Source organism: Spongiibacter sp. C9W (assembly GCF_057370015.1).
In genome coordinates, this window is record NZ_CM170672.1 from 3220306 (window position 1) to 3239660 (window position 19355).

Genomic DNA, 19355 nt, shown 5'->3' on the forward strand with positions numbered 1-19355 from the left:
TAAGCCCGCCTTAGCGTTGGCTTAGCTAATATTGCCGGTGACCCGGACGCGGCGACTGGTCGGCGCGGTGTTTTCCGCTTTGGCGGCCTCGCGCTTTTGAATCTCGCCGTCGATCACGTTTTTCAGGGCGATGATCAGGCCAGTGAAGATGAAAGCGCCGGGGGGCAATATCGCCACCAAGAAGGCCTTGTAGTCGTCAACCAAAACAATCTTCCAGGCCTTTGCGGACTCGCCGAACAACAGCTCCATGTTGGCGAAGATATGGCCCGTGCCAACCACTTCGCGGATAGCGCCGAGCAGAATTAGCACCGCTGAAAAGCCCAGCCCCATAATGAAACCGTCGTACATAGACGGCAGCAGGCGGTTCTTGCTGGCGAAGGCGTCGGCGCGGCCAAGAATCACGCAATTGGTGGTAATCAGCGGCAGGAAGATGCCGAGAATCTGAAACAGCTCATAGGCGAAGGCCTGCATCAACAGTTCTATGCAGGTCACAGCCGCGGCAATAATCATTACAAAGGCCGGCAGTCGCACGGCATCGGAGGTGATGTTGCGAATCAGCGACACACAGGTATTTGACACCGTGAGTACGAAGATGGTGGCGAGCCCCATGCCGATGGCGTTGATCACCGAGCCGGTAACGGCCAGCAGTGGGCACAGGCCCAGCAGCTGCACGATGGCCGGGTTGTTTTTCCATAAGCCATTCAGGGAGATCTCGCGGTAGTTCACATCACTCATCGCCTTTCTCCTGCTTCACTTCGTCTAACAACATGGGTCGCTGCTGCGCATAGAATTCCAGGCTGCGTTTCACGGCAGCGGTAACGGCGCGCGGCGTGATAGTGGCGCCGGTGAACTGGTCGAAGACGCCGCCATCTTTCTTTACTGTCCACTTTTCTGCTTCGGGGTTGAGCAGGCTGCGGCCGATAAAGCCGTCTACCCACTGGCTTTTCTTGTAGTCGATCTGGTCACCCAGCCCCGGTGTTTCGCGGTGGCTTAGTACCCGCACACCGGCTACGCTGCCGTCGCGATTGACGCCGATGATCAGGTCGATATCGCCGGTGTAGCCATCGCGGGCGGTCGCCGGAAGAATCACCGCCACTACCTCACCGTTTTGTTTGGCGCGGTAGGCATTGCGCGGCTCTCGAAGGCCGAGGAGGGCATCGTCGCCAAGCGCAACGGCGTCGTCGAGCATACTATTGTCGTGGCGATCGCGGGGGATAATTTCCAGCAGGGCGCGTTCCTCGGCGGCGCGAATATTGTCCTGCACCAAGCCGCGGGTAGAGAGATAGGTGCCGGCGATTACGCCGGTGGTCACCACGGCGAACAGTCCCAGCAGCAAACCGTTTTTCGTAATGGATTGGCCGAGCATTACGCTTTCTCCTGTGCATTGGGCTTTTTATGCCCGTAAGTGCGCGGCTGAGTGTAGTGGTCGATGAAGGGCGCGGCAAAGTTCATTAACAGCACCGCAAAGGCGACGGCATCAGGGTAATTACCCCATGCGCGAATAATGTAGACCAGCACGCCGATCAACGCGCCGTAGATCACCCGCCCGCGATTGGACACTGCCGAGCTTACCGGGTCGGTGATAATGAAGAACGCACCGAACATGGTGGCGCCGCTGAACAGATTGAACAGTGCGCCGCCGCCGGAGGCAGAGCTGCCGCCGTCATTGAACAACAGAGCCATAATGGCAATCGCCAGCAGCATGCTCAGGGGCGCGTGCCAAGTGAAGACGCGGCGATAGAGCAGATACAGCCCGCCGAGCAAAAAGGCCAGGTTGACCCATTCCCAACCGATGCCCGCTACGGTGCCGAATTGTGGGGTTTGTGCCCAAAGGTCGTCGACCAGTAGCGCGTCGTTTTGTTTGAGGATATCCAGCGGTGTGGCCATGCTCACACCGTCTATGGGGGCACTGCCAATGCCGAGGCTGCGCAACAGTGCGTCGATGGGGCCGAGAAGCTCGGATGCTGGCACGGCGCCGCGCGGTGCCAGCCAGTTAGTCATTTCAACCGGGAAGGAGATCAGCAGCAATACATAAGCTGCCATTGCCGGATTAAACGGGTTGTAGCCCATGCCGCCGTACATGTGCTTGCACAGTAAGATGGCGAAACCGGTGCCCACCAGAATCAGCCATAGGGGCGAGCCGGGTGGCAGAGCGATACCGAGTAAGAACGCGGTGACCAGCGCACTGCAATCGTTTAAATAAAACGCGATGGGGCGTTTGCGCAGCTTCAGGGCCAATGCTTCAAAAGCGAGGGCGCTCAGGCTGGCCCACAACACATTGGTGAGGGTGCCAAAACCAAAAAACCAGGTGAGTGCCACCAAGCCTGGAATGGTCGCCATTAACACCAGACGCATAACGCGGCCGGTGCTCATCGGGCCGTGGGCGTGGGGGGAACTTACTTTCAAAAACGCCATGATCAGTTCTCTTCCTGGCTAAGGGCGTCCAAGGCCTGACGAGCCTCGTCCAGCTTGCCCTGCAATTTGGCCAGGGTGTCGGACAGAATCGCGGCGTTGTCGTCGCCATCAGCCTGGGCTTGGTCGAGTTTTTGCTGGGTTTTGGCAATGCGTTTTTCCAGCGAGCTGACCGCGTTGCGCGCCTTGTCCGCCTCGCTCAACTCGGCATTGGCGTTGCGTGCGGCCAGTGCCCGGGCAATGGCCTGAGCGGCGGGGTCGTCGGCATTGCTTGCCTCGGCGGCCGGTTCAGGTTCGGCGGCGGGAAGCGCGGCTAGTTCAGCGCGCAGCTTGTCCAGCTTCGCCTGAGTTTTTTCTACGGCAGTGGCAAAGGCGGCAGCATTGGCATCGCCCTGGGCCTGCGCATCAGCGTATTTTTGCTGGGCAGCGTCGAGGCGTTTTTCGGTGCTGGCAATTTGCGTCGTCAGGCGCTCGCGGGCGGCATCCGGGCTTTCCGCTTCAGCCCCGCCTGCGCGCTTGGCCTGGGCGCGGGCGATCGCCGCGGCTGCCGGGTCGTCGCTAACACTTTCGGCGGGCGCGGGTGCCTGGCTGGCGCGGTGGGCGTCGAGCTCCTTGCGCAGTGCTTGCAACTTGCCTTCGGTTTTTTCTACGCCGCTGCGGAAGGCCTCAACATTGTCATCATTATTGTCGATGGCCAGCTGTAATTTTTGCTGGGCCGCTGCCAGGCGTTTTTCAGTGCTGGCCAGCTGTTTTTCCAGGCGGGCGGTTTTTTCTTCGGCAGTTTCGCTGACGGCGTCGCCACTTCGCGCGGCTTGGGCGCGGGCAATGGCCGCCTGGGCGGGGTCTTGCGGCGGGTTGTCGGCGCCACCGGACTTTTTCGCCTTACTGCGGGCGATCGCAGCCTGGATAATGTCGTCTTTACTGCCGTCTTTGGTGGCAGATTGTTGCTTGGCCTTAGCGGCCTCCAGGCGCGCCTTGCGCTTGGCTTCTTTCTCGGCGGCCTCGCGTTCGATACGTGCCTGCCGTGCCTCGAAGCGCTCTTTTGAACGCTCGGCCTTTATCTTGTCTTGCTGGGCCTGGCGAATTTCTGCCTTGGAGGCGCGGTAGTACTGCACCAGCGGGATATTGCTGGGGCAGACGTAGGAGCAGGCGCCGCATTCAATGCAGTCGGCGAGGTTGTGTTCCTCGAGTTTGTCGTGCTCTTGCGCGCGTGAGAACCAGTACATTTGCTGAGGCAGCAGCGATACCGGACAGGCTTCGGCGCACATGCCGCAGCGAATACAGGCTTGTGCAGGTGGCGGTGGCGGCAGTTCCTCAACGGTGGGTGCCAGCACGCAGTTGCTGGTTTTGACGATGGGCACCGCGGTATCTTGCAGGGTGTAGCCCATCATCGGTCCACCCATAATCAGGCGAATGCAGCGACTGGCGTCGAAGTGGCTGAGGTCGAGTAGATATTGCACCGGGGTGCCGATCAATACATCGTAGTTACGCGGTGTGCTGCAGGCCTCACCGGTGACAGTGGTTACGCGGGAGATCAGCGGTTCACCGTGGCAAACGGCGCGATAGATGGCGCGAGCGCTGCCGATATTCTGACAGACAATACCGATATCGGCGGGCAGGCCGCCGGAGGGGACTTCCTTGCCGGTGAGAATTTGAATCAGCTGCTTTTCGCCGCCTGACGGGTACTTGGTGGGGAAGCTAACCACTTCAATGCCGGTGCCTTCGGCGGCAGCGCGCATGGCTGCCAGTGCTTCTGGCTTGTTGTCTTCAACGCCGATCAGGGTTTCGTTTGGCTCGACAATATGCCGCAGGATTTCGGCGCCAGCGATAATTTCGGCGGCGCGCTCCTGCATTAAAATATCGTCGGCGGTGATATAGGGCTCACACTCGGTGCCGTTGAGGATCAGTGTTTCGATGGGTTTGTCTTTGCCGCCACTGAGTTTTACCGAGCTTGGAAAACCGGCACCGCCCATCCCGGCAATACCGGCGTTGCGGATGGTGTCGACCAGGGTGTTTTTGTCGAGGCTGCGGTAGTCGCTAATGCCCTGGTGGCTGATCCATTCGTCTTTGCCGTCGCAGTTAATTACCACGCATGGCGCACTCATGCCCGACGGGTGGGGGATAACGCGCGGCTCAATGGCGGCAACTGTGCCAGAGCTGGGCGCGTGCACGGGCGCACTGACAAAGCCCTTGGCCTCGCCGATCATCTGACCTTTTAGTACGCGGTCGCCGACATTAACAATGGGCGCGGCGGGTGCGCCGATGTGCTGAGACAGCGGCACAATCAATTGGGCCGGAATACCGGCGGCGCGGATATTGTCTTGCAGTGATTGTGTTTTATTCTCGGGCGGGTGAATGCCGCCGTGAATGTCCCAAATCTTTCTCATGCTTCGTGACTATCCTCGGGCGTGCGTTCAGGCCGCTTCAATCGGCGAGTTGCCGCGGCGGTCGCTGGCGATTATGTCTTCTGTCGGCAGCGGTTTGTCCCAGTGCCAGGTCTGCAATGTGGTCTCGATGGGCCGCATCTCTATGCAATCCACCGGGCAGGGCTCAACACAAAGGTCGCAGCCGGTGCACTCGCTGGCGATAACGGTGTGCATATGCTTGGCGGCGCCGAGTATGGCGTCGACGGGGCAGGCTTGAATGCACTTGGTACAGCCGATGCATTCGTCCTCGCGAATATAGGCCACCGAGGGTACGGCTTCTTCGGCAGCGTCGAGAGGTTTGGCCTCCACACCCAGCAGGTCGGCAAGCGCGGCGATGGTCGCCTCGCCGCCGGGCGGGCACTTGTTAATGTCGTCGCCGTTGGCAATGGCTTCGGCATAGGGGCGGCAGCCAGGGTAGCCGCATTGGCCACACTGGGTTTGCGGCAGCAACGCTTCTACCTGATCGGCGATGGGGTCGCCTTCGGTCTTAAATTTTACCGAAGCAAAACCCAGTAGTGCGCCGAATACCAGGCCCAGACTGACCAGTGCCAGTAGCGCTGCAGCGAAGGGGTGTTGAGTAACTAGCTCGATCATAAAGGCTCCGCTATACCAGTCCGGCAAAGCCCATAAAGGCGAGAGACATCAGCCCGGCGGTTACCATGCCAACCGCGGCACCTTTGAAGGGCACCGGTACATCGGCAACGGCGATGCGCTCGCGCATGGCGGCAAACAGCACTAACACCATGGAAAAGCCCGCCGCGGCACCGAAGCCGTAGAGTGCGGATTCGACGAAGTTGTGCTCTTTATTAATGTTCAGCAGGGCGACGCCGAGCACCGCGCAGTTGGTGGTGATGAGCGGCAGAAAAACGCCCAGTACTTTGTAGAGCAGGGGGCTGGTTTTGCGCACGACCATTTCGGTGAATTGCACAACCACGGCGATCACCAGGATAAAGGTAATGGTGCGCAGGTATTCCAAACCGAGCGGCTGCAGCAGCCATTCGTAGGTCATCCAGCTGCAGATAGAGGCGAGTGTCAGCACGAAGGTGGTGGCACTCGACATGCCAATAGCGGTTTCCAGCTTGCTGGACACGCCCATAAAGGGGCACAGGCCAAGGAACTGAACCAACACGAAGTTGTTCACTAAAATGGCGCCGAGCAAAAGTATTGTGTAATCCGCTAGCAAAGCGCTTGCCTCTATTGCCGTGGAGCACGGCGGCTACAAATGACCGCCCGCTATTTATTGTGACCGAGATGCTATTTTATTTCGATCAAGTGTTCAATTTAAAATCTTTTAATCCACAATGCATTATCGGCAAAATCGATAATGCTTACTGGACTCTCATTCCGGGTTTGGCGCCCTCGTGGGGTTCCAGCAGCCACAGTTCGTCGCCACCGGGGCCTGCGGCCAGCACCATGCCCTCAGACACACCGAAGCGCATCTTGCGCGGTGCCAGATTGGCCACCATCACCGTGAGTTTGCCGATCAGTTGCTCAGGGCTATAGGCGGCTTTGATCCCCGAGAACACGTGTTTTTGACCGTGTTCGCCGAGATCCAGCGTCAGTTGCAGCAGTTTGTCGGCCCCTTCAACGGCCTGGGCATCGACAATCTTGGCCAGGCGCAGATCTATTTTGGCAAAGTCTGGAAACTCTATCGTGTCCGCAATGGCATCGACATTGATCTGGGCCGCCTTTTTCTCTGGCTTTTTGCTGGCTTTTTGTACGGTCTTCGCTGCCTCGATGGATTGCCGACTGTCGTCGACCATGGCTTGCACCTTGTCGCTGTCGACGCGGGCCATCATGGCTTTGAAGTTTTCAATTTTGTGGTCGAGTAGTGGGGTGAATTCCTCTGACCAGCTCAGTCGAATATTCAGGAATTGCTCAACCTGCTCGGCAAGCTTTGGCAGCACCGGCGCGAGGTAGGTAACCAGTACGCGGAACACGTTGATGCACTGCGAGGCGACCGCCGCCGCTTCTTGCTTGCCGTCTTCCTGTTTTGCCAGCTTCCAGGGCTCACAGGCGTCGAAGTATTCATTGGTCGCGTCGGCCAGTGCCATAATTTCGCGCACGGCTTTGCCGTAATCGCGGCGCTCGAGGTGCGTGGCGATGTCGTCGGCGGCGCCGGTTACCTGTTGCCACAGTTCCGGCTTGTGAAGTTCGCTGCTCAGGCGGCCTTCATTGCCTTTGTGAACGAATTTGGCGCTGCGGCTGGCAATGTTGACCAGCTTGCCGATCAAATCGGCATTCACCCGTTTGGTGAAATCTTCCAGATTCAGGTCGATGTCGTCGACCGCGCCGGAGAGCTTGGCGGCAAAGTAGTAGCGCAGGTACTCGGCGGGCAGGTGTTTGAGATAGGTTTCTGCCTTAATAAAGGTGCCGCGACTTTTGGACATCTTCTTGCCGTTGACGGTAAGGAAGCCGTGGGCATAGATGGCTGTGGGCTGGCGGAAGCCCGCAGAGTCGAGCATGGCTGGCCAGAACAAGCCGTGGAAATTGATGATGTCTTTGCCGATGAAGTGGTACAGCTCGGCCGTTGAGCCTTTTGCCCAGTAGTCATCGAAACTGCGGCCCTCGCGCTCGCACCAGTTGGCGCAGCTGGCCATGTAGCCGATGGGCGCGTCCAGCCACACGTAGAAGTACTTGCCGGGTGCGCCGGGAATTTCAAAACCAAAGTACGGCGCATCGCGGGAAATATCCCAGCTTTGCAAGCCGGCATCGAGCCATTCGCGAAGCTTGTTGGCGATCTGTGGTTGCAGGGCCTCGCTGCTGGTCCAGTCGCGGAGCAGTTGCTCGAAGTCGCCCAGTTTGAAGAAGTAATGGGTGGAGGCTTTCTCGACGGGAGTGGCACCGGAGATGGCCGAACGCGGATTGATCAGCTCGGCGGGGGTATAGGTGGCACCGCAGGCTTCGCAATTGTCGCCGTATTGGTCCTCGGTTTTACACTTCGGGCAGCTGCCTTTGATATAGCGGTCAGCCAAGAAGAGCTGCTTTTCGGGGTCGAATAGTTGGGTGATTTCGCGTTTTTCGATATGCCCATTGGCCTCGAGGCGGCGGTATATTTCTTCCGAATAATGTTGGCACTCGGGGGAGTGGGTACTGTAGTAGTTGTCGAACTCGATCAGGAAGCCGCCGAGGTCGCGCTCGTGCTCAGCCTTGACGCGAGCGATTTGCTCCTCCGGGGTGATGCCGAGTTTTTCCGCCGTCAGCATAATCGCGGTGCCGTGGGCATCATCAGCGCAGAGGTAGGCGCAGTCGTTGCCGCGCAATTTTTGAAAGCGCACCCAGATATCGGTTTGTATCGATTCGAGGAGGTGCCCAAGGTGCAGTGGGCCATTGGCGTAGGGCAGGGCACTGGTAACCAGAATCTTGCGCGACATGCTAATCCTTCATAAAACAATGAGTCAGAGACGTAGCGGCGTATACCGCGGTGTAGACTGTCCGGCGGCGTTGCCGTCGGGGGGCGATACTATAGCGTTTTTACGTTGCCGACGCATCTATGCGGCCGTTGTGAGGGCGCCTGCTGCGGCGTATACTCGCCCGCTTAGCCGCTGTAGTGACGCCTCGCCGAGGCCGCCCATATAGGAGCCTGTTTTGCCATCTGAACACGCCATTCAAGAGTGCTTGTCAGCCGTAACCCTGCCGGGGCTCAGTCAGCCGCTGGCAAGTATTGCCAACATTCGCATGCCTGCCGAGGGTGTTTGCGAGGTGGTGCTGGGCTTTCCGGCGCGCAGCCACCAACAGCAGTACGAGGCATTTTTGCGCGACAGTTTGGCGGCGCAGGGGCTGTCTTGTGAGGTGAGTGTGAGTTGGGAAATCGCCGCTCACCAGGCGTCACAGGGCATTAAAAACATGGAAAATGTCCGCAATATTATTGCGGTGGCATCGGGTAAGGGAGGCGTGGGTAAGTCGACCACGTCGGTGAATCTTGCCCTGGCACTGGCCGCAGAAGGCGCGAGAGTTGGCCTGTTGGATGCCGATATATATGGCCCAAGCGTACAGATGATGCTGGGCGTTGAATCGGGTGTGCGCCCCAAGCAATACGGTACGCAGTATCTGTTGCCCATTGAGGCGCAGGGTATCCAGTCAATGTCGATGGCGTATTTGGTGACCGAGAAAACACCGATGGTATGGCGCGGCCCCATGGCAACCGGTGCGCTGCAGCAGTTGTTATACCAAACCTATTGGCAGGATCTGGATTACCTGATTATCGATATGCCGCCGGGAACCGGTGATATTCAGTTGACGCTGTCACAGAAGGTACCTGTTGCGGGTGCTGTTGTGGTCACGACGCCACAGGACATCGCCTTGCTCGATGCCAAGAAGGGCATTGAGATGTTCGCCAAAGTGTCAGTGCCGGTGCTGGGCGTGGTCGAGAATATGGCGGTGCATGTGTGCAGTCAGTGCGGTCATGCCGAGCATATATTTGGTGAGGGCGGTGGCGAGCATATCGCTCGCGACTACGCTGTGCCGATGCTCGGCGCCTTGCCGTTGTCGATGCAGATTCGCGAACAAGCGGATCGCGGCGCCCCGGTGGTGACGCAGGCGCCTGACAGTGAAGCGGCGCAATTGTATCGCGATATGGCCACGGCCACTGCGGTCGAGTTGGCCCGACGCCAGCGCAGCAGTGCGGCGGCACCACAGATTTCTATTAGCGACGATTAATACTATTTGCTGCCAATGCGGCGGCTCAGGGGAAAGCAATGGCGATTAAATCAGACAAGTGGATTCGTCGAATGGCCGAGTCAGAAGGGATGATCGAGCCCTTCGAGCCGGGGCAGGTGCGCGAGCAGGATGGCAATCGAATCATCAGCTACGGTACTTCCAGCTACGGCTACGATGTGCGCTGTGCCAATGAGTTTAAGGTGTTTACCAATACTTACTCGGCAACGGTTGACCCCAAAGCCTTTGACGACCGCAGTTTCGTAAACATTACGGGCGATTCCTGCATTATTCCGCCCAACTCGTTCGCGCTGGCGCGCACCGTTGAGTATTTTCGGATTCCGCGCAGTGTATTGACGGTGTGTTTGGGTAAGTCCACCTACGCGCGCTGTGGCATCATCGTGAATGTCACGCCACTGGAACCCGAGTGGGAAGGTCACGTGACTTTGGAATTTTCCAACACTACCACGCTGCCGGCGAAGATATACGCCAATGAAGGTGTCGCGCAGATGCTGTTTTTTGAATCTGATGAGGTGTGCGAGGTGAGTTACCGCGACCGGGGCGGCAAGTATCAGGGACAGCGCGGCGTGACGCTGCCAAAAACTTGATAGTGCGTGATTGCTCAGCGCGAGGGCGTGTCGAACTCGGCGCTGAGCAGGTTCATCGAATAAAGCTCGTCGTCTTCGCGCTGTTCTAGTTTCACTATCAAGTAGTTCAATTCTGGCGCCAGCCAGATAAACGTTTCGCTGCTGCTGCCGTCGCGATGCTTGCGCAGCTTCACGGTTTGCAATGTGCCCATTGCCGTCTCAATACGCTCTTCACCGATGCGGCTGATGCCATAGGTTTTGAGCTTGCCCTTTCTTTTTACCACCGTCTGATTCTGCTGTGAATCCAGCTGGCCTTTGATCAACATTTCACGCAACTGCAGTTGGGCGCTCAGTTGGTCGCTGAAGTGAGGCTTGAGGGCTTTCTGCCAGGGCTTTTTGGCCTGCTTGTCGGAAACGGTTTGCTTGGCCCAGTCGAAGGTCAGTTCGAGGTTTTTCTTGCTGCTGACATTGTTTTCGTAGCGGTAAGACAGGGGGCGCAACGTGCCCTTGTGCACTTCCAGTTTGCTTTCTTCGTCGACTTTAAAGAAAAACAATTTCGCGTGCTGGCTGAGCCGCCAGTGGTCGCCGTCGCGCTCCAGAATACGTTCAGCCTTGGTGCTGAGACCGTCGTGGCTGATTTGGTAGTGCGCGCGATAGGGGGTTAGGGCATCGGCGTCGGCGTGGACAAGGCCGGCACCGCAGGCAAGCAGCAGAGCGCTCGCCAGGGCCTTAATGCTCGTTAAAGATAACGCCGTGCTGAGGAAGTTCCTGTTCATCGAGTACCGCCTTTGAAGCCACGAGAGACAATCGCCCTTCGGCAAACCAGCGAGCCGCCAAAGGATAAATTTGATGCTCTTTGGACAAGACCTTGTCGGCAAGAGTTGCAGCATCATCGCCAGCGTTTATCGGTATTTTTGCCTGAATTATTGCCGGGCCGCCATCCAGCTCTTCGGTAACAAAGTGCACCGTGGCGCCGGCTTCGCGGTCACCGGCATCCAGCGCGCGCTGGTGGGTGTTGAGGCCGGGGTACTTCGGCAGCAGTGAGGGGTGAATATTCAGCAGGCGCCCCAGATAGTGGCGCACGAAGCCGCCTGTGAGAATGCGCATAAAACCAGCGAGGATCACGAGGTCGGGCCGGTGTTGGTCGATGGTTTCCTGCAGAGCGGCATCAAACGCCTCGCGGCTGCTGAAGTCGGTGTGTGGCAAGCAGTTAGTGGCTATTCCGGCGCGTTCGGCGCGCTGCAGGCCGCCAGCGTCAGCCTTGTTGCTGATAACGGCGACGACGTCGCCACCGCCCAGCTGCTGCGCTTGGGCGGCATCGATAATGGACTGCAGGTTCGAGCCGCCACCGGAGATCAGAACTACTATACGACAGCCCATCATTTACAGGTCGCTGATAACCACTCGGTCTGCGTTGTCATCGCCGGCCTCAATGCGGCCAATGACCATGGCTGTCTCACCGTGCTGGTGAAGCATGTCGACAATGCTATCGGCTTGCTCTGCTGATACGGCCATGACCATGCCGATACCACAGTTGAAGGTGCGGTACATTTCGCGTGCTTCGACATTGCCTTGCTCTTGCAGCCAGTCGAAGATGGCGGGGCGCTGCCAGCTGTCGCTGTCGATAACTGCGCGGGTGTTGCGCGGCAGTACGCGAGGGATATTTTCCAGTAAGCCACCGCCAGTGATGTGGGCGAGTGCATTAACCTGGAACTGTTTGATGATATTCAGTACCGGCTTCACGTAGATGCGCGTGGGCGCGAGCAGGGTTTCACCCAGTGTGCTGTCGCCAAACTCGCTGTCGAGCGCCTGACCACTGTGGTCGATGATTTTGCGAATCAGCGAGTAGCCGTTGGAGTGAGGGCCAGAGGAACCGATGCCAACCAGTGCATCGCCGATGCGAACAGAGCTGCCGTCAATAATGCCGGACTTCTCCACAACGCCAACACAGAAGCCAGCCAGGTCGTAGTCTTCACCTTCATACATGCCGGGCATTTCTGCGGTTTCACCGCCGACCAGTGCGCAGCCCGATTGTTCGCAACCGGCGCCGATGCCGGTAACGACACTGCTGGCAATATCGACGTTGAGCTTGCCTGTAGCGTAATAATCGAGGAAGAACAGCGGTTCAGCGCCTGTCACTAGCAGGTCGTTGACACACATTGCGACGAGGTCGATACCAATGCTGTCGTGAATGCCTGTGTCCATCGCCAGTTTTAGCTTGGTGCCGACACCGTCTGTGCCCGACACCAGGACGGGTTCTTTATAGCCGGTCGGCAGTTGGCACAGGGCGCCAAAACCACCGAGGCCGCTCATGACTTCTGGGCGACGCGTGCGTTTGGCAACATCTTTGATGCGCTCGACGAGTGCATCTCCGGCGTCAATGTCTACACCGGCATCTTTGTAACTCAGGCTGGGCTTGTTGGTATCAGTCATAGTGCTTGGCTGTCCTCTTTGAGGGCGCTATTCTAGCTTGGTTGGTCGCGCAATTCAGCAGCTAAATCGGGAATTTTGCGCTGCTTCAGGACTTGGTAGGCGCGCCTTGCTAAACTGTGGCGCCAGTTTCAGGTAGAGGGATTTTAATACTGTGATTAATGCGCTAAAGCGGCCGCTGCTATTGTTGTTAGCTGCCTGCCTGTGCTCGGCCGCTGTCGCGGGCCGTGTCGATGACCTCTACAAGGGGCGCGAGGCCGTTGCCGAACAGTCCCCTGCGACTCTCCGCCGCGGTGCGGCCAGTGCGTTGGAGCAAGTCTTTGTGCGTGTGTCCGGCCAGGGCCAGCTGCCACAGTCCTCCGCACTCTCTGAAGCACTGGCTTCCCCCGAACCATTTTTAACTCGCTACAGCTATCGCCGTGAAAGCATCGATGGCGAAGAGCGTCTTTGGCTGGACATGAAGTTCTCTCCTCGGCAGGTCAATGCGGTGCTTCAATCAGCCGGTTTGCCAGTGTGGTCGGCAAATCGTCCCACGGTATTACTGTGGCTGGTGGTCGATACGCCAGAGGGGCGAAGCTTCCTCGGCAGCGGTAGCCACCCGGACCTAGAAGAGGCGCTCCAGGATGCTGTGGCACGCCGTGGCCTGGCATTGCAGTTGCCGCTATTCGACTTGATTGATGCGGGTAATCTGAGTGCGCAGGCTTTGTGGCAAATGCCCGAGGCCCGAGTTCGCGAAGCCTCGCAACGCTATGCGCCGCCTTTCATTCTTATGGGGCGGGCCTCCCAATTGTCCACTGGCCAGTGGTTGGCGAGCTGGGCCTTGCTCGATGAGCAGAGCGGCGAACGCTTTGATACCCAGAGTCAGCAAGACAGTGGCTTTCTGGCGGCAGCGGTCGATCGGGTCGCCGATGTTCAAGCGCGTCGCTACGCGGTCAACAGTGTTGCCGGTGCTGGTGGGCGCACGCTGATCCATGTGAGTGGCCTCACGCGCTTTGACGACTACGCGCAGATGGTGAGTTACCTGGAATCTCTTGCGGTCATAGAGCACGCGAATGCGGCGTGGGCGTTTGGCGAGGAGTTGGTGCTGGAATTGGTGTTGAAAGACGATATGGATAAAGTCGAGCGCTATCTGCAGCTGGATGGCCGCCTGCGCCGCGCCGCTGAGGGCGTAGGCCGCAGCCGGTCGCCACTGGCGACGCAAGGCAACTATATCTGGCAGGGACAGCCATGACAGTGAATGTTCGCTGGTTATGGTGGCTGGGGGGACTTTTACTGCTGGCGTGGTTGCTCAATGCCCTCAGCCCAATATTAATGCCTTTCGCCATTGCCTCAGTGCTGGCGTATATGGGGGATCCGCTCGCCGACCGCTTAGAGGCCAGAGGCGTGGGCAGAACCATGTCGGTGGTGTTGGTCTTCAGCGGCTTGTCGCTGTTTTCGCTGCTGATGTTTTTAATCACCTTGCCGTTGTTGCTGGATCAAATGCAGCTGCTGGTGCAGCGTTTATACGCGCTGGTTGGATGGTTGCAAGAGACGGCACTGCCCGGGTTGCGTGGATTTTTGGATTTGCCTGAGCAGGCCCAGCCAATCGATACGGCTAAAGAAGCGATCAGCAAACACTGGGATGCGGCAGGTGGCATTTTTGTCTATGTGTGGCAAAAAATAAGTGGCTCCAGTGTCGCGGTGATGACGTGGGTGGCGAACATCACGCTCATCCCTGTTGTTACGTTCTATCTGTTGCGCGATTGGGATGTGATGATGACGGCAATTCGCAAGCTGCTGCCGCGTTCCCACGAAGCGCTGTATGTTGATATCGCGCGCCAATGCGACGAGATATTAGGTGCCTTTGCGCGCGGGCAATTTTTGGTGATGTTATCGCTCGGTGCGATATACACCGCCGGTTTGTTTATCCTCGGGCTCGATCTGGCATTGGTGTTGGGCCTGGCGGCAGGCCTGGCCAGTATTGTCCCCTACCTGGGGTTTATCGTGGGCATCGCTGCGTCGGGGTTGGCGGCGTATTTCCAGTTTGACCTGTCCTGGCAATTGCTGGGCGTTGCAGTGGTGTTTGGTATTGGCCAACTGTTAGAAAGTTTGTATTTAACGCCGTCGCTGGTGGGCGACAAGATTGGCCTGCACCCGGTAATGGTGATATTTGCCATATTGGCAGGGGGCCAGTTGTTCGGCTTCCTTGGCATTTTGTTAGCGCTGCCGGTTGCCTCGGTAATGAAGGTGATGGCCGGCTATCTTCACGACGCGTATTTGCGCAGCGAGTGGTATCAAGAAGGTGGAGAAATCCCCCTGGTGCTTGAAGACGAGGACGAGGACTGATGGCGTCAACGCAGTTGCCCCTCGCGCTTAGCCTCGATACGGAAGCGACCTTTGATAATTACTATGTCGCCCCGTCGCAGCAGCTTCCGGTAGCAGTCTTAAAGGGGGTGGCAACGGGACAGGGCGAGAAGCTGGTTTACCTCGCTGGGCGCAGTGGTCGGCGGCACCTGTTGCAGGCCTGTTGCCAGTTGGCCGACGCGCAGGGGCGTTCGGTGCGCTATATCCCCGCCGCAGAATTGCTGGACTATCCCGCTGAAATGGTACTGGAAGATGCCGATTTGGCAGACCTCGTGTGCATTGACGGTTTGTCAGCCATTGCCGGCCGCAGCGACTGGGAAGTGGCGCTGTTTAGTCTTTACAATCGCGCGCTTGGCGGGGGTTGCTCGCTGCTTTTTGCGTCTACCGACGTCCCTGATCAGTTGGCGATTGAGCTGCCTGACCTGGCGTCTCGCCTGCAGAGCTTTAGTGTTTATCGACTCTCTGAACTTAGCGAGGAGGAGCGAATCGCCGCGCTTTGTCACCGTGCTCAAATTATGGGCCTGGATATTAATGAGGCCCTCGCAGAGTTTATCTATCGCCGTTGCCAGCGTGATCTAAAAGCGCTATTTGGCGTACTAAACGACTTAGACCGTCACAGCCTGGCGCGGCAACGGCGACTGACGATCCCGTTTGTAAAAGAAATAATGTCTTGGTGAGTGAACTTTTCACTCAATCCAGACTCTCGATGCGGGCGTGGCGTTGCGAATAGTGGTTGCTTCTTTCTTGCGGAGCTTCTATAACTCTTTGCAACGCCGTCGCGGTAAAATTACTGAAAAGCAGGCGTGCAAGGGCAAACTTGCGTGTTATTCTTGAGCCAAGACCCACCATTAAGGTAGGGCGACGGAAGACCTAAGTGATAATCAGGGGAGCTACAAAAATGCGTAAACAATTAATGGGTGCTGCGATTGCTGCGGTAATTGCCGCACCAGCGATGGCAGATGACCACAGCAACAAGTGGTACTTAAATGCCGGCGTAGGTTATCAAGTTTTCGATTCTGCTTGGGACCTGGATGAGACCGCTGCCGGACTTCTAAGTATTGAAAAACAAATTAGCAAGAATTGGGGTGTCGAGGTCGGCGCGGTATATTCTGAGTCAGATAACAGCTATGACGTAGCAGCTCGCGATGCAGAATATCTCTCTCTCTCAGTAAGTGCCCTGCGCTACTACAATATCGAAAATAACGACCGTCTGACCCCCTACGCGGCTATAGGTTTGGGCGACGCTTACTATAATTTCGAAGCCCAGAATGACCAAGGCATCACTACCGGTAATGTTGGCGGTGGTTTACGCTATGCGCTTTCCGGCCCGTTGTCATTGCGCGCTGATGCCCGTTATTACTATGGCTTTGATACTGAAACAGACGACGGTATCGTCTCTCTGGGCCTAAGCTACGCGTTCGGCGGCGAGTCTAAGCCGGCTCCTGCTCCAGCGCCTGTTCAAAGCAATGACAGCGATGCTGACGGTGTTGAAGATGGTGCTGACCAGTGCCCAGGCACACCAGCAGGTGTTGCTGTTGACGCCAAAGGCTGTGCCTTGGACAAAGACGGTGACGGTGTACCTAACTACCGCGACAAGTGCCCTAACACACCAGCGGGCCGCCAGGTTGATAAATTCGGTTGTAAGTTTGTACTCAAGCACACCGAGTCGATCAAAATGGACGTGAAATTCCCACTGAACTCCGATGCGATTCCTGCTTCGCAAATCAGCGAGCTGAAGAAAGTCGCTGAGTTCATGAAGCGCTTCGGTGGTGTTAAAGCCGTTGTTGAAGGTCACTCTGACAGCACTGGTGCTGCGGCCTACAACAAGCAGCTGTCTCAGCGTCGCGCCGACGCCGTTCGCAGTGCTCTGATTAAAGAGTTCGGCATTGATGCCAGCCGCCTGAGTGCGATTGGTTACGGTGAAGAGCGTCCTATCGCTGACAACAGCACCAAGGCAGGCCGTCAGGCTAACCGCCGCGTTGTTGCAGTAATGGAAGCAGAAGTCGCTAAATAAATCGCGACTGGTGCATACCGGAAGGGGCCCTGAGGGCCCCTTTTTTTTGCCTGAATTTCGACCCCCTCCTGTTAAATACTCCCCAACTTGCCATGCCCCAATTGAGGGCGAAGTTGTTCTGTGTTGCCGAATAGCCCGCCGTATTTACTGGCTTTCAGCCTGATTTAGTTAGTTGGCATAGTTCTTGTTAAGTCCAGAGTAGATGCGGTGATTTGCTTGGCAATTCACCAAGTTGGTGCGCTTTTTTAGCCCCCGCGGGCTCGGTTTAGCACACAAACAGTGCGCAACAATGAGGGATTTCATGATATTCGGTCGCAGAAAACGCAAGCCCATTACGATTGCTGACAAGCAGGTAGTGGACTGGAAGTACGCCGTCTGTGGTTATTGCTCCACGGGGTGCTCAATTGAGGTCGGTTTGAATGCCGACGGGAAGCCGGTGGCGAGTCGCGGCAAGGGCAATGCGCCGGTTAATCAGGGCAAGCTGTGCATAAAGGGTATCTTTGAGCATGAACTGAGTGGCACCGCTGGTCGTGGTACGCAGCCGCTGATGCGCGACCGGATATACGACGCGTTTTCTCCAGTCAGTTGGGATAGCGCGCTCGATCGCACGGCTGAGGAGTTTATGCGAATCCAGCAGAAGTACGGTCGCGATAGCGTGGCGATTGTGTCCACCGGCCAACTGCTGACAGAAGAGTTTTACACCCTGGGAAAATTGGTTCGCGGGGTAATTGGTAGCAACAACTACGATGGCAACACCACACTGTGTATGGCATCGGCAGTGTCCGGTTATAAACGCTCCTTCGGCGCTGATGGGCCGCCCGGCTGCTACGAGGATTTCGAAAATACTCACTGCCTGATGGCCTTTGGTTCAAACCTCCCTGAGCAACACCCCATTATTTATTGGCGATTAAAAGAGGCGTTGGAGAAGCGCAAGTTTCCACTGATTGTTGTCGACCCGCGCGTGACCATGCTGGCGCAATTTGCCGATATCCACTTACCGATAACACCGGGTACTGACCTGGTGCTGCTAAACGCCTTAGCTCACGTCATTTTGAAGGAGGGCTTGCAGGATCAGGCTTATATAGACGCCCACTGCAACGGCTTTGATGAGCTTGCTGCGACAGTAGAAAAATATGACCCCATCACCGCCTCGCGGATATGTGGTATCGACCCAGACACCATCAAGCATGTGGCCCGCATTTACGCAAAGGCACCGTCGGCAATGAGTATCTGGACGATGGGTATTAATCAGAGTACCCACGGCACCGACGGCGTGTGCGGCATTAATAACCTCAACCTGATTACCGGCAATATCGGCGTGCCCGGCGGGACCAGTCTGTCTATTACCGGGCAGTGCAACGCCATGGGCACCCGGGAGTGGTCATCCTGCTCGGGCCTGCCGGGCTATCGTATGCTTGAGAAGCCGGAGCACCGCAAGGAGGTGGCCCAGTTTTGGGGGGTTGATGAATCCTTCTTCCCGGCAAAGCGCGGTTTGCAACAGACCGATATTTTTCCGGCGATAGAGTCGGGCGATATTAAGGCCTTGTGGATCGTTGCCACCAACCCGTTGACCTCCATGCCGAACCAACCGCGAATTAAAAAGGCCTTGGAGAAGCTCGAATTTATGGTGGTGCAGGACGGCTACCGCGACTGCGAAACGGTCGACTATGCCCATGTTTATCTTCCCGCTGCCGTGTGGGGGGAAAAAGAAGGGGTACAAACGAATACTGAGCGGCGGGTAAATTTGGTACGCAAGTTTACCTCGCCGCCGGGGGACGCCAAGCCCGATCATTGGATTTTCTCGCAGCTGGCCAAACGTTTTGAGCGGGGCAGGGAGATCGCCTTTCCCGAGACGACCTCTGAAATCTTTGATGAAATGAAGCAGTTGTCAAAAGGTCGTGGCCGGAATTTGGATATCTCCGGCATGAGCCATGATCTGATTGAGGCGCAGCGCGGCATCCAATGGCCGATGCGCGAGGGTGATGAAACGGGTAGCCCACGGTTGTACAGCGACGGCGTGTTCCCCACTGCAAACGGGCGCGCCAACCTGCTGGCCATGGACTACATCGAGGACAATGAGGTACCGGATGAGCACTATCCTTTCTGGATGAACAGCGGCCGTGTCGTGGAGCATTTCCACACCCGCACTAAAACCGGAAAAATTGGAAACCTCAATAAGTTCAGTCCAACGCCTTACATGGAAATGAATCCAGACTCCGCGCGCGCGGCTGGGGTGAGCCACCAGAGCTATGTGCGTTTGGTGTCGCGCCGCGGCGACGCTGTCGTTATGGTGCAGCTCACGCAGCGGGTTCCCCGCAATATGCTGTTTATCCCTATGCATTATCACGACTGCGTTAACCGGCTGTCGCTGGGATTGCTTGACCCCTATTCCCGCCAGCCAGCCTTCAAGCAGTGTGCCGTGCGCATTGAACATATTGATCAAAAGGAGGCGGCGCGACTCAACGTTGAACGCCGGGCTTTCTAGTT

The 19355-nt window shown here is 57.2% G+C and carries 17 protein-coding genes; 7 read left to right on the plus strand and 10 right to left on the minus strand.

The features are described 5' to 3' along the window. Nucleotides 1-21: 21 nt before the first annotated feature. The 7 genes from AC2Q8J_RS15320 to metG all read right to left on the minus strand — a co-directional run bounded on the left by AC2Q8J_RS15320 (nt 22) and on the right by metG (nt 8212). Nucleotides 22-735 carry an electron transport complex subunit E gene (locus tag AC2Q8J_RS15320; protein WP_204996775.1) on the minus strand — a complete coding sequence of 238 codons (714 nt, stop codon included), beginning with the start codon at nt 733-735 and terminating at the stop codon, nt 22-24. Beyond that, a complete protein-coding gene (rsxG, locus tag AC2Q8J_RS15325) occupies nt 728-1366 on the minus strand; it encodes an electron transport complex subunit RsxG (protein WP_486451711.1) in 639 nt (212 codons plus the stop codon). Before rsxG ends, AC2Q8J_RS15320 begins: the two co-directional genes overlap by 8 nt. Further along, on the minus strand, nt 1366-2415 hold the full coding sequence (gene rsxD / locus AC2Q8J_RS15330; protein WP_204996777.1) for an electron transport complex subunit RsxD: 1050 nt from the start codon (nt 2413-2415) through the stop codon (nt 1366-1368). Before rsxD ends, rsxG begins: the two co-directional genes overlap by 1 nt. Nucleotides 2416-2417: 2 nt before the next feature. Next, a complete protein-coding gene (gene rsxC / locus AC2Q8J_RS15335; protein ID WP_486451712.1) occupies nt 2418-4799 on the minus strand; it encodes an electron transport complex subunit RsxC in 2382 nt (793 codons plus the stop codon). A gap of 27 nt (nt 4800-4826) precedes the next feature. Continuing rightward, nucleotides 4827-5432, minus strand: coding sequence for an electron transport complex subunit RsxB (rsxB, locus tag AC2Q8J_RS15340; RefSeq protein ID WP_486451713.1), 606 nt, complete (start codon nt 5430-5432; stop codon nt 4827-4829). Nucleotides 5433-5442: 10 nt separating this feature from the next. After that, nucleotides 5443-6021 (minus strand): electron transport complex subunit RsxA, encoded by a 579-nt coding sequence (gene rsxA / locus AC2Q8J_RS15345; RefSeq protein ID WP_027873481.1) that lies wholly within the window; start codon nt 6019-6021, stop codon nt 5443-5445. A gap of 145 nt (nt 6022-6166) precedes the next feature. Further along, nucleotides 6167-8212, minus strand: coding sequence for a methionine--tRNA ligase (metG, locus tag AC2Q8J_RS15350; protein WP_486451714.1), 2046 nt, complete (start codon nt 8210-8212; stop codon nt 6167-6169). Between the two features lie 214 nt (nt 8213-8426). Here metG and apbC point away from each other — a divergent pair, with 214 nt between their 5' ends. Both apbC and dcd read left to right on the plus strand, forming a co-directional pair. Continuing rightward, the gene (gene apbC / locus AC2Q8J_RS15355) at nt 8427-9497 is read left to right on the plus strand and encodes an iron-sulfur cluster carrier protein ApbC (RefSeq protein WP_286837289.1); all 1071 of its coding nucleotides are present in this window, start codon (nt 8427-8429) and stop codon (nt 9495-9497) included. Between the two features lie 38 nt (nt 9498-9535). Further along, the gene (dcd, locus tag AC2Q8J_RS15360; protein ID WP_027873484.1) at nt 9536-10102 is read left to right on the plus strand and encodes a dCTP deaminase; all 567 of its coding nucleotides are present in this window, start codon (nt 9536-9538) and stop codon (nt 10100-10102) included. Between the two features lie 14 nt (nt 10103-10116). On the opposite strand, the gene AC2Q8J_RS15365 is transcribed toward dcd, so the two are convergent. The 3 genes from AC2Q8J_RS15365 to purM are packed head-to-tail and all read right to left on the minus strand — an operon-like array spanning nt 10117 to nt 12514. Then, nucleotides 10117-10857, minus strand: coding sequence for a DUF3108 domain-containing protein (locus tag AC2Q8J_RS15365; RefSeq protein WP_204996781.1), 741 nt, complete (start codon nt 10855-10857; stop codon nt 10117-10119). After that, nucleotides 10811-11461 carry a phosphoribosylglycinamide formyltransferase gene (purN, locus tag AC2Q8J_RS15370; RefSeq protein WP_204996820.1) on the minus strand — a complete coding sequence of 217 codons (651 nt, stop codon included), beginning with the start codon at nt 11459-11461 and terminating at the stop codon, nt 10811-10813. The genes AC2Q8J_RS15365 and purN overlap by 47 nt, the downstream gene beginning before the upstream one ends. A gap of 3 nt (nt 11462-11464) precedes the next feature. Continuing rightward, complete coding sequence (gene purM, locus AC2Q8J_RS15375) at nt 11465-12514, minus strand: phosphoribosylformylglycinamidine cyclo-ligase (RefSeq protein ID WP_486451715.1); 1050 nt, start codon at nt 12512-12514, stop codon at nt 11465-11467. A 151-nt stretch (nt 12515-12665) separates the two neighbouring features. Here purM and AC2Q8J_RS15380 point away from each other — a divergent pair, with 151 nt between their 5' ends. The 5 genes from AC2Q8J_RS15380 (at nt 12666) to AC2Q8J_RS15400 (ending at nt 19353) form a co-directional block, all read left to right on the plus strand. After that, nucleotides 12666-13742, plus strand: a complete 1077-nt coding sequence (locus AC2Q8J_RS15380; protein ID WP_486451716.1) for a DUF2066 domain-containing protein — start codon at nt 12666-12668, stop codon at nt 13740-13742. Next, complete coding sequence (locus tag AC2Q8J_RS15385) at nt 13739-14836, plus strand: AI-2E family transporter (protein WP_486451717.1); 1098 nt, start codon at nt 13739-13741, stop codon at nt 14834-14836. The genes AC2Q8J_RS15380 and AC2Q8J_RS15385 overlap by 4 nt, the downstream gene beginning before the upstream one ends. Next, nucleotides 14836-15531, plus strand: coding sequence for a DnaA regulatory inactivator Hda (hda, locus tag AC2Q8J_RS15390; RefSeq protein WP_486451718.1), 696 nt, complete (start codon nt 14836-14838; stop codon nt 15529-15531). The genes AC2Q8J_RS15385 and hda overlap by 1 nt, the downstream gene beginning before the upstream one ends. A gap of 221 nt (nt 15532-15752) precedes the next feature. After that, nucleotides 15753-16868: an OmpA family protein gene (locus AC2Q8J_RS15395; RefSeq protein WP_486451719.1), complete on the plus strand. Its 1116-nt coding sequence runs from the start codon at nt 15753-15755 to the stop codon at nt 16866-16868. Between the two features lie 301 nt (nt 16869-17169). Then, on the plus strand, nt 17170-19353 hold the full coding sequence (locus AC2Q8J_RS15400; protein ID WP_486451720.1) for a molybdopterin oxidoreductase family protein: 2184 nt from the start codon (nt 17170-17172) through the stop codon (nt 19351-19353). The last annotated feature ends 2 nt before the right edge of the window (nt 19354-19355 follow it).

Coding starts and splice junctions, on each gene's coding strand:
- AC2Q8J_RS15320 (WP_204996775.1), bottom strand. CDS start 735: ATGAGTGATGTGAACTACCGCGAGATCTCCCTGAATGGCTTATGGAAA.
- rsxG (WP_486451711.1), bottom strand. CDS start 1,366: ATGCTCGGCCAATCCATTACGAAAAACGGTTTGCTGCTGGGACTGTTC.
- rsxD (WP_204996777.1), bottom strand. CDS start 2,415: ATGGCGTTTTTGAAAGTAAGTTCCCCCCACGCCCACGGCCCGATGAGC.
- rsxC (WP_486451712.1), bottom strand. CDS start 4,799: ATGAGAAAGATTTGGGACATTCACGGCGGCATTCACCCGCCCGAGAAT.
- rsxB (WP_486451713.1), bottom strand. CDS start 5,432: ATGATCGAGCTAGTTACTCAACACCCCTTCGCTGCAGCGCTACTGGCA.
- metG (WP_486451714.1), bottom strand. CDS start 8,212: ATGTCGCGCAAGATTCTGGTTACCAGTGCCCTGCCCTACGCCAATGGC.
- dcd (WP_027873484.1), top strand. CDS start 9,536: ATGGCGATTAAATCAGACAAGTGGATTCGTCGAATGGCCGAGTCAGAA.
- AC2Q8J_RS15365 (WP_204996781.1), bottom strand. CDS start 10,857: ATGAACAGGAACTTCCTCAGCACGGCGTTATCTTTAACGAGCATTAAG.
- purN (WP_204996820.1), bottom strand. CDS start 11,461: ATGGGCTGTCGTATAGTAGTTCTGATCTCCGGTGGCGGCTCGAACCTG.
- purM (WP_486451715.1), bottom strand. CDS start 12,514: ATGACTGATACCAACAAGCCCAGCCTGAGTTACAAAGATGCCGGTGTA.
- AC2Q8J_RS15385 (WP_486451717.1), top strand. CDS start 13,739: ATGACAGTGAATGTTCGCTGGTTATGGTGGCTGGGGGGACTTTTACTG.
- hda (WP_486451718.1), top strand. CDS start 14,836: ATGGCGTCAACGCAGTTGCCCCTCGCGCTTAGCCTCGATACGGAAGCG.
- AC2Q8J_RS15395 (WP_486451719.1), top strand. CDS start 15,753: ATGCGTAAACAATTAATGGGTGCTGCGATTGCTGCGGTAATTGCCGCA.
- AC2Q8J_RS15400 (WP_486451720.1), top strand. CDS start 17,170: ATGATATTCGGTCGCAGAAAACGCAAGCCCATTACGATTGCTGACAAG.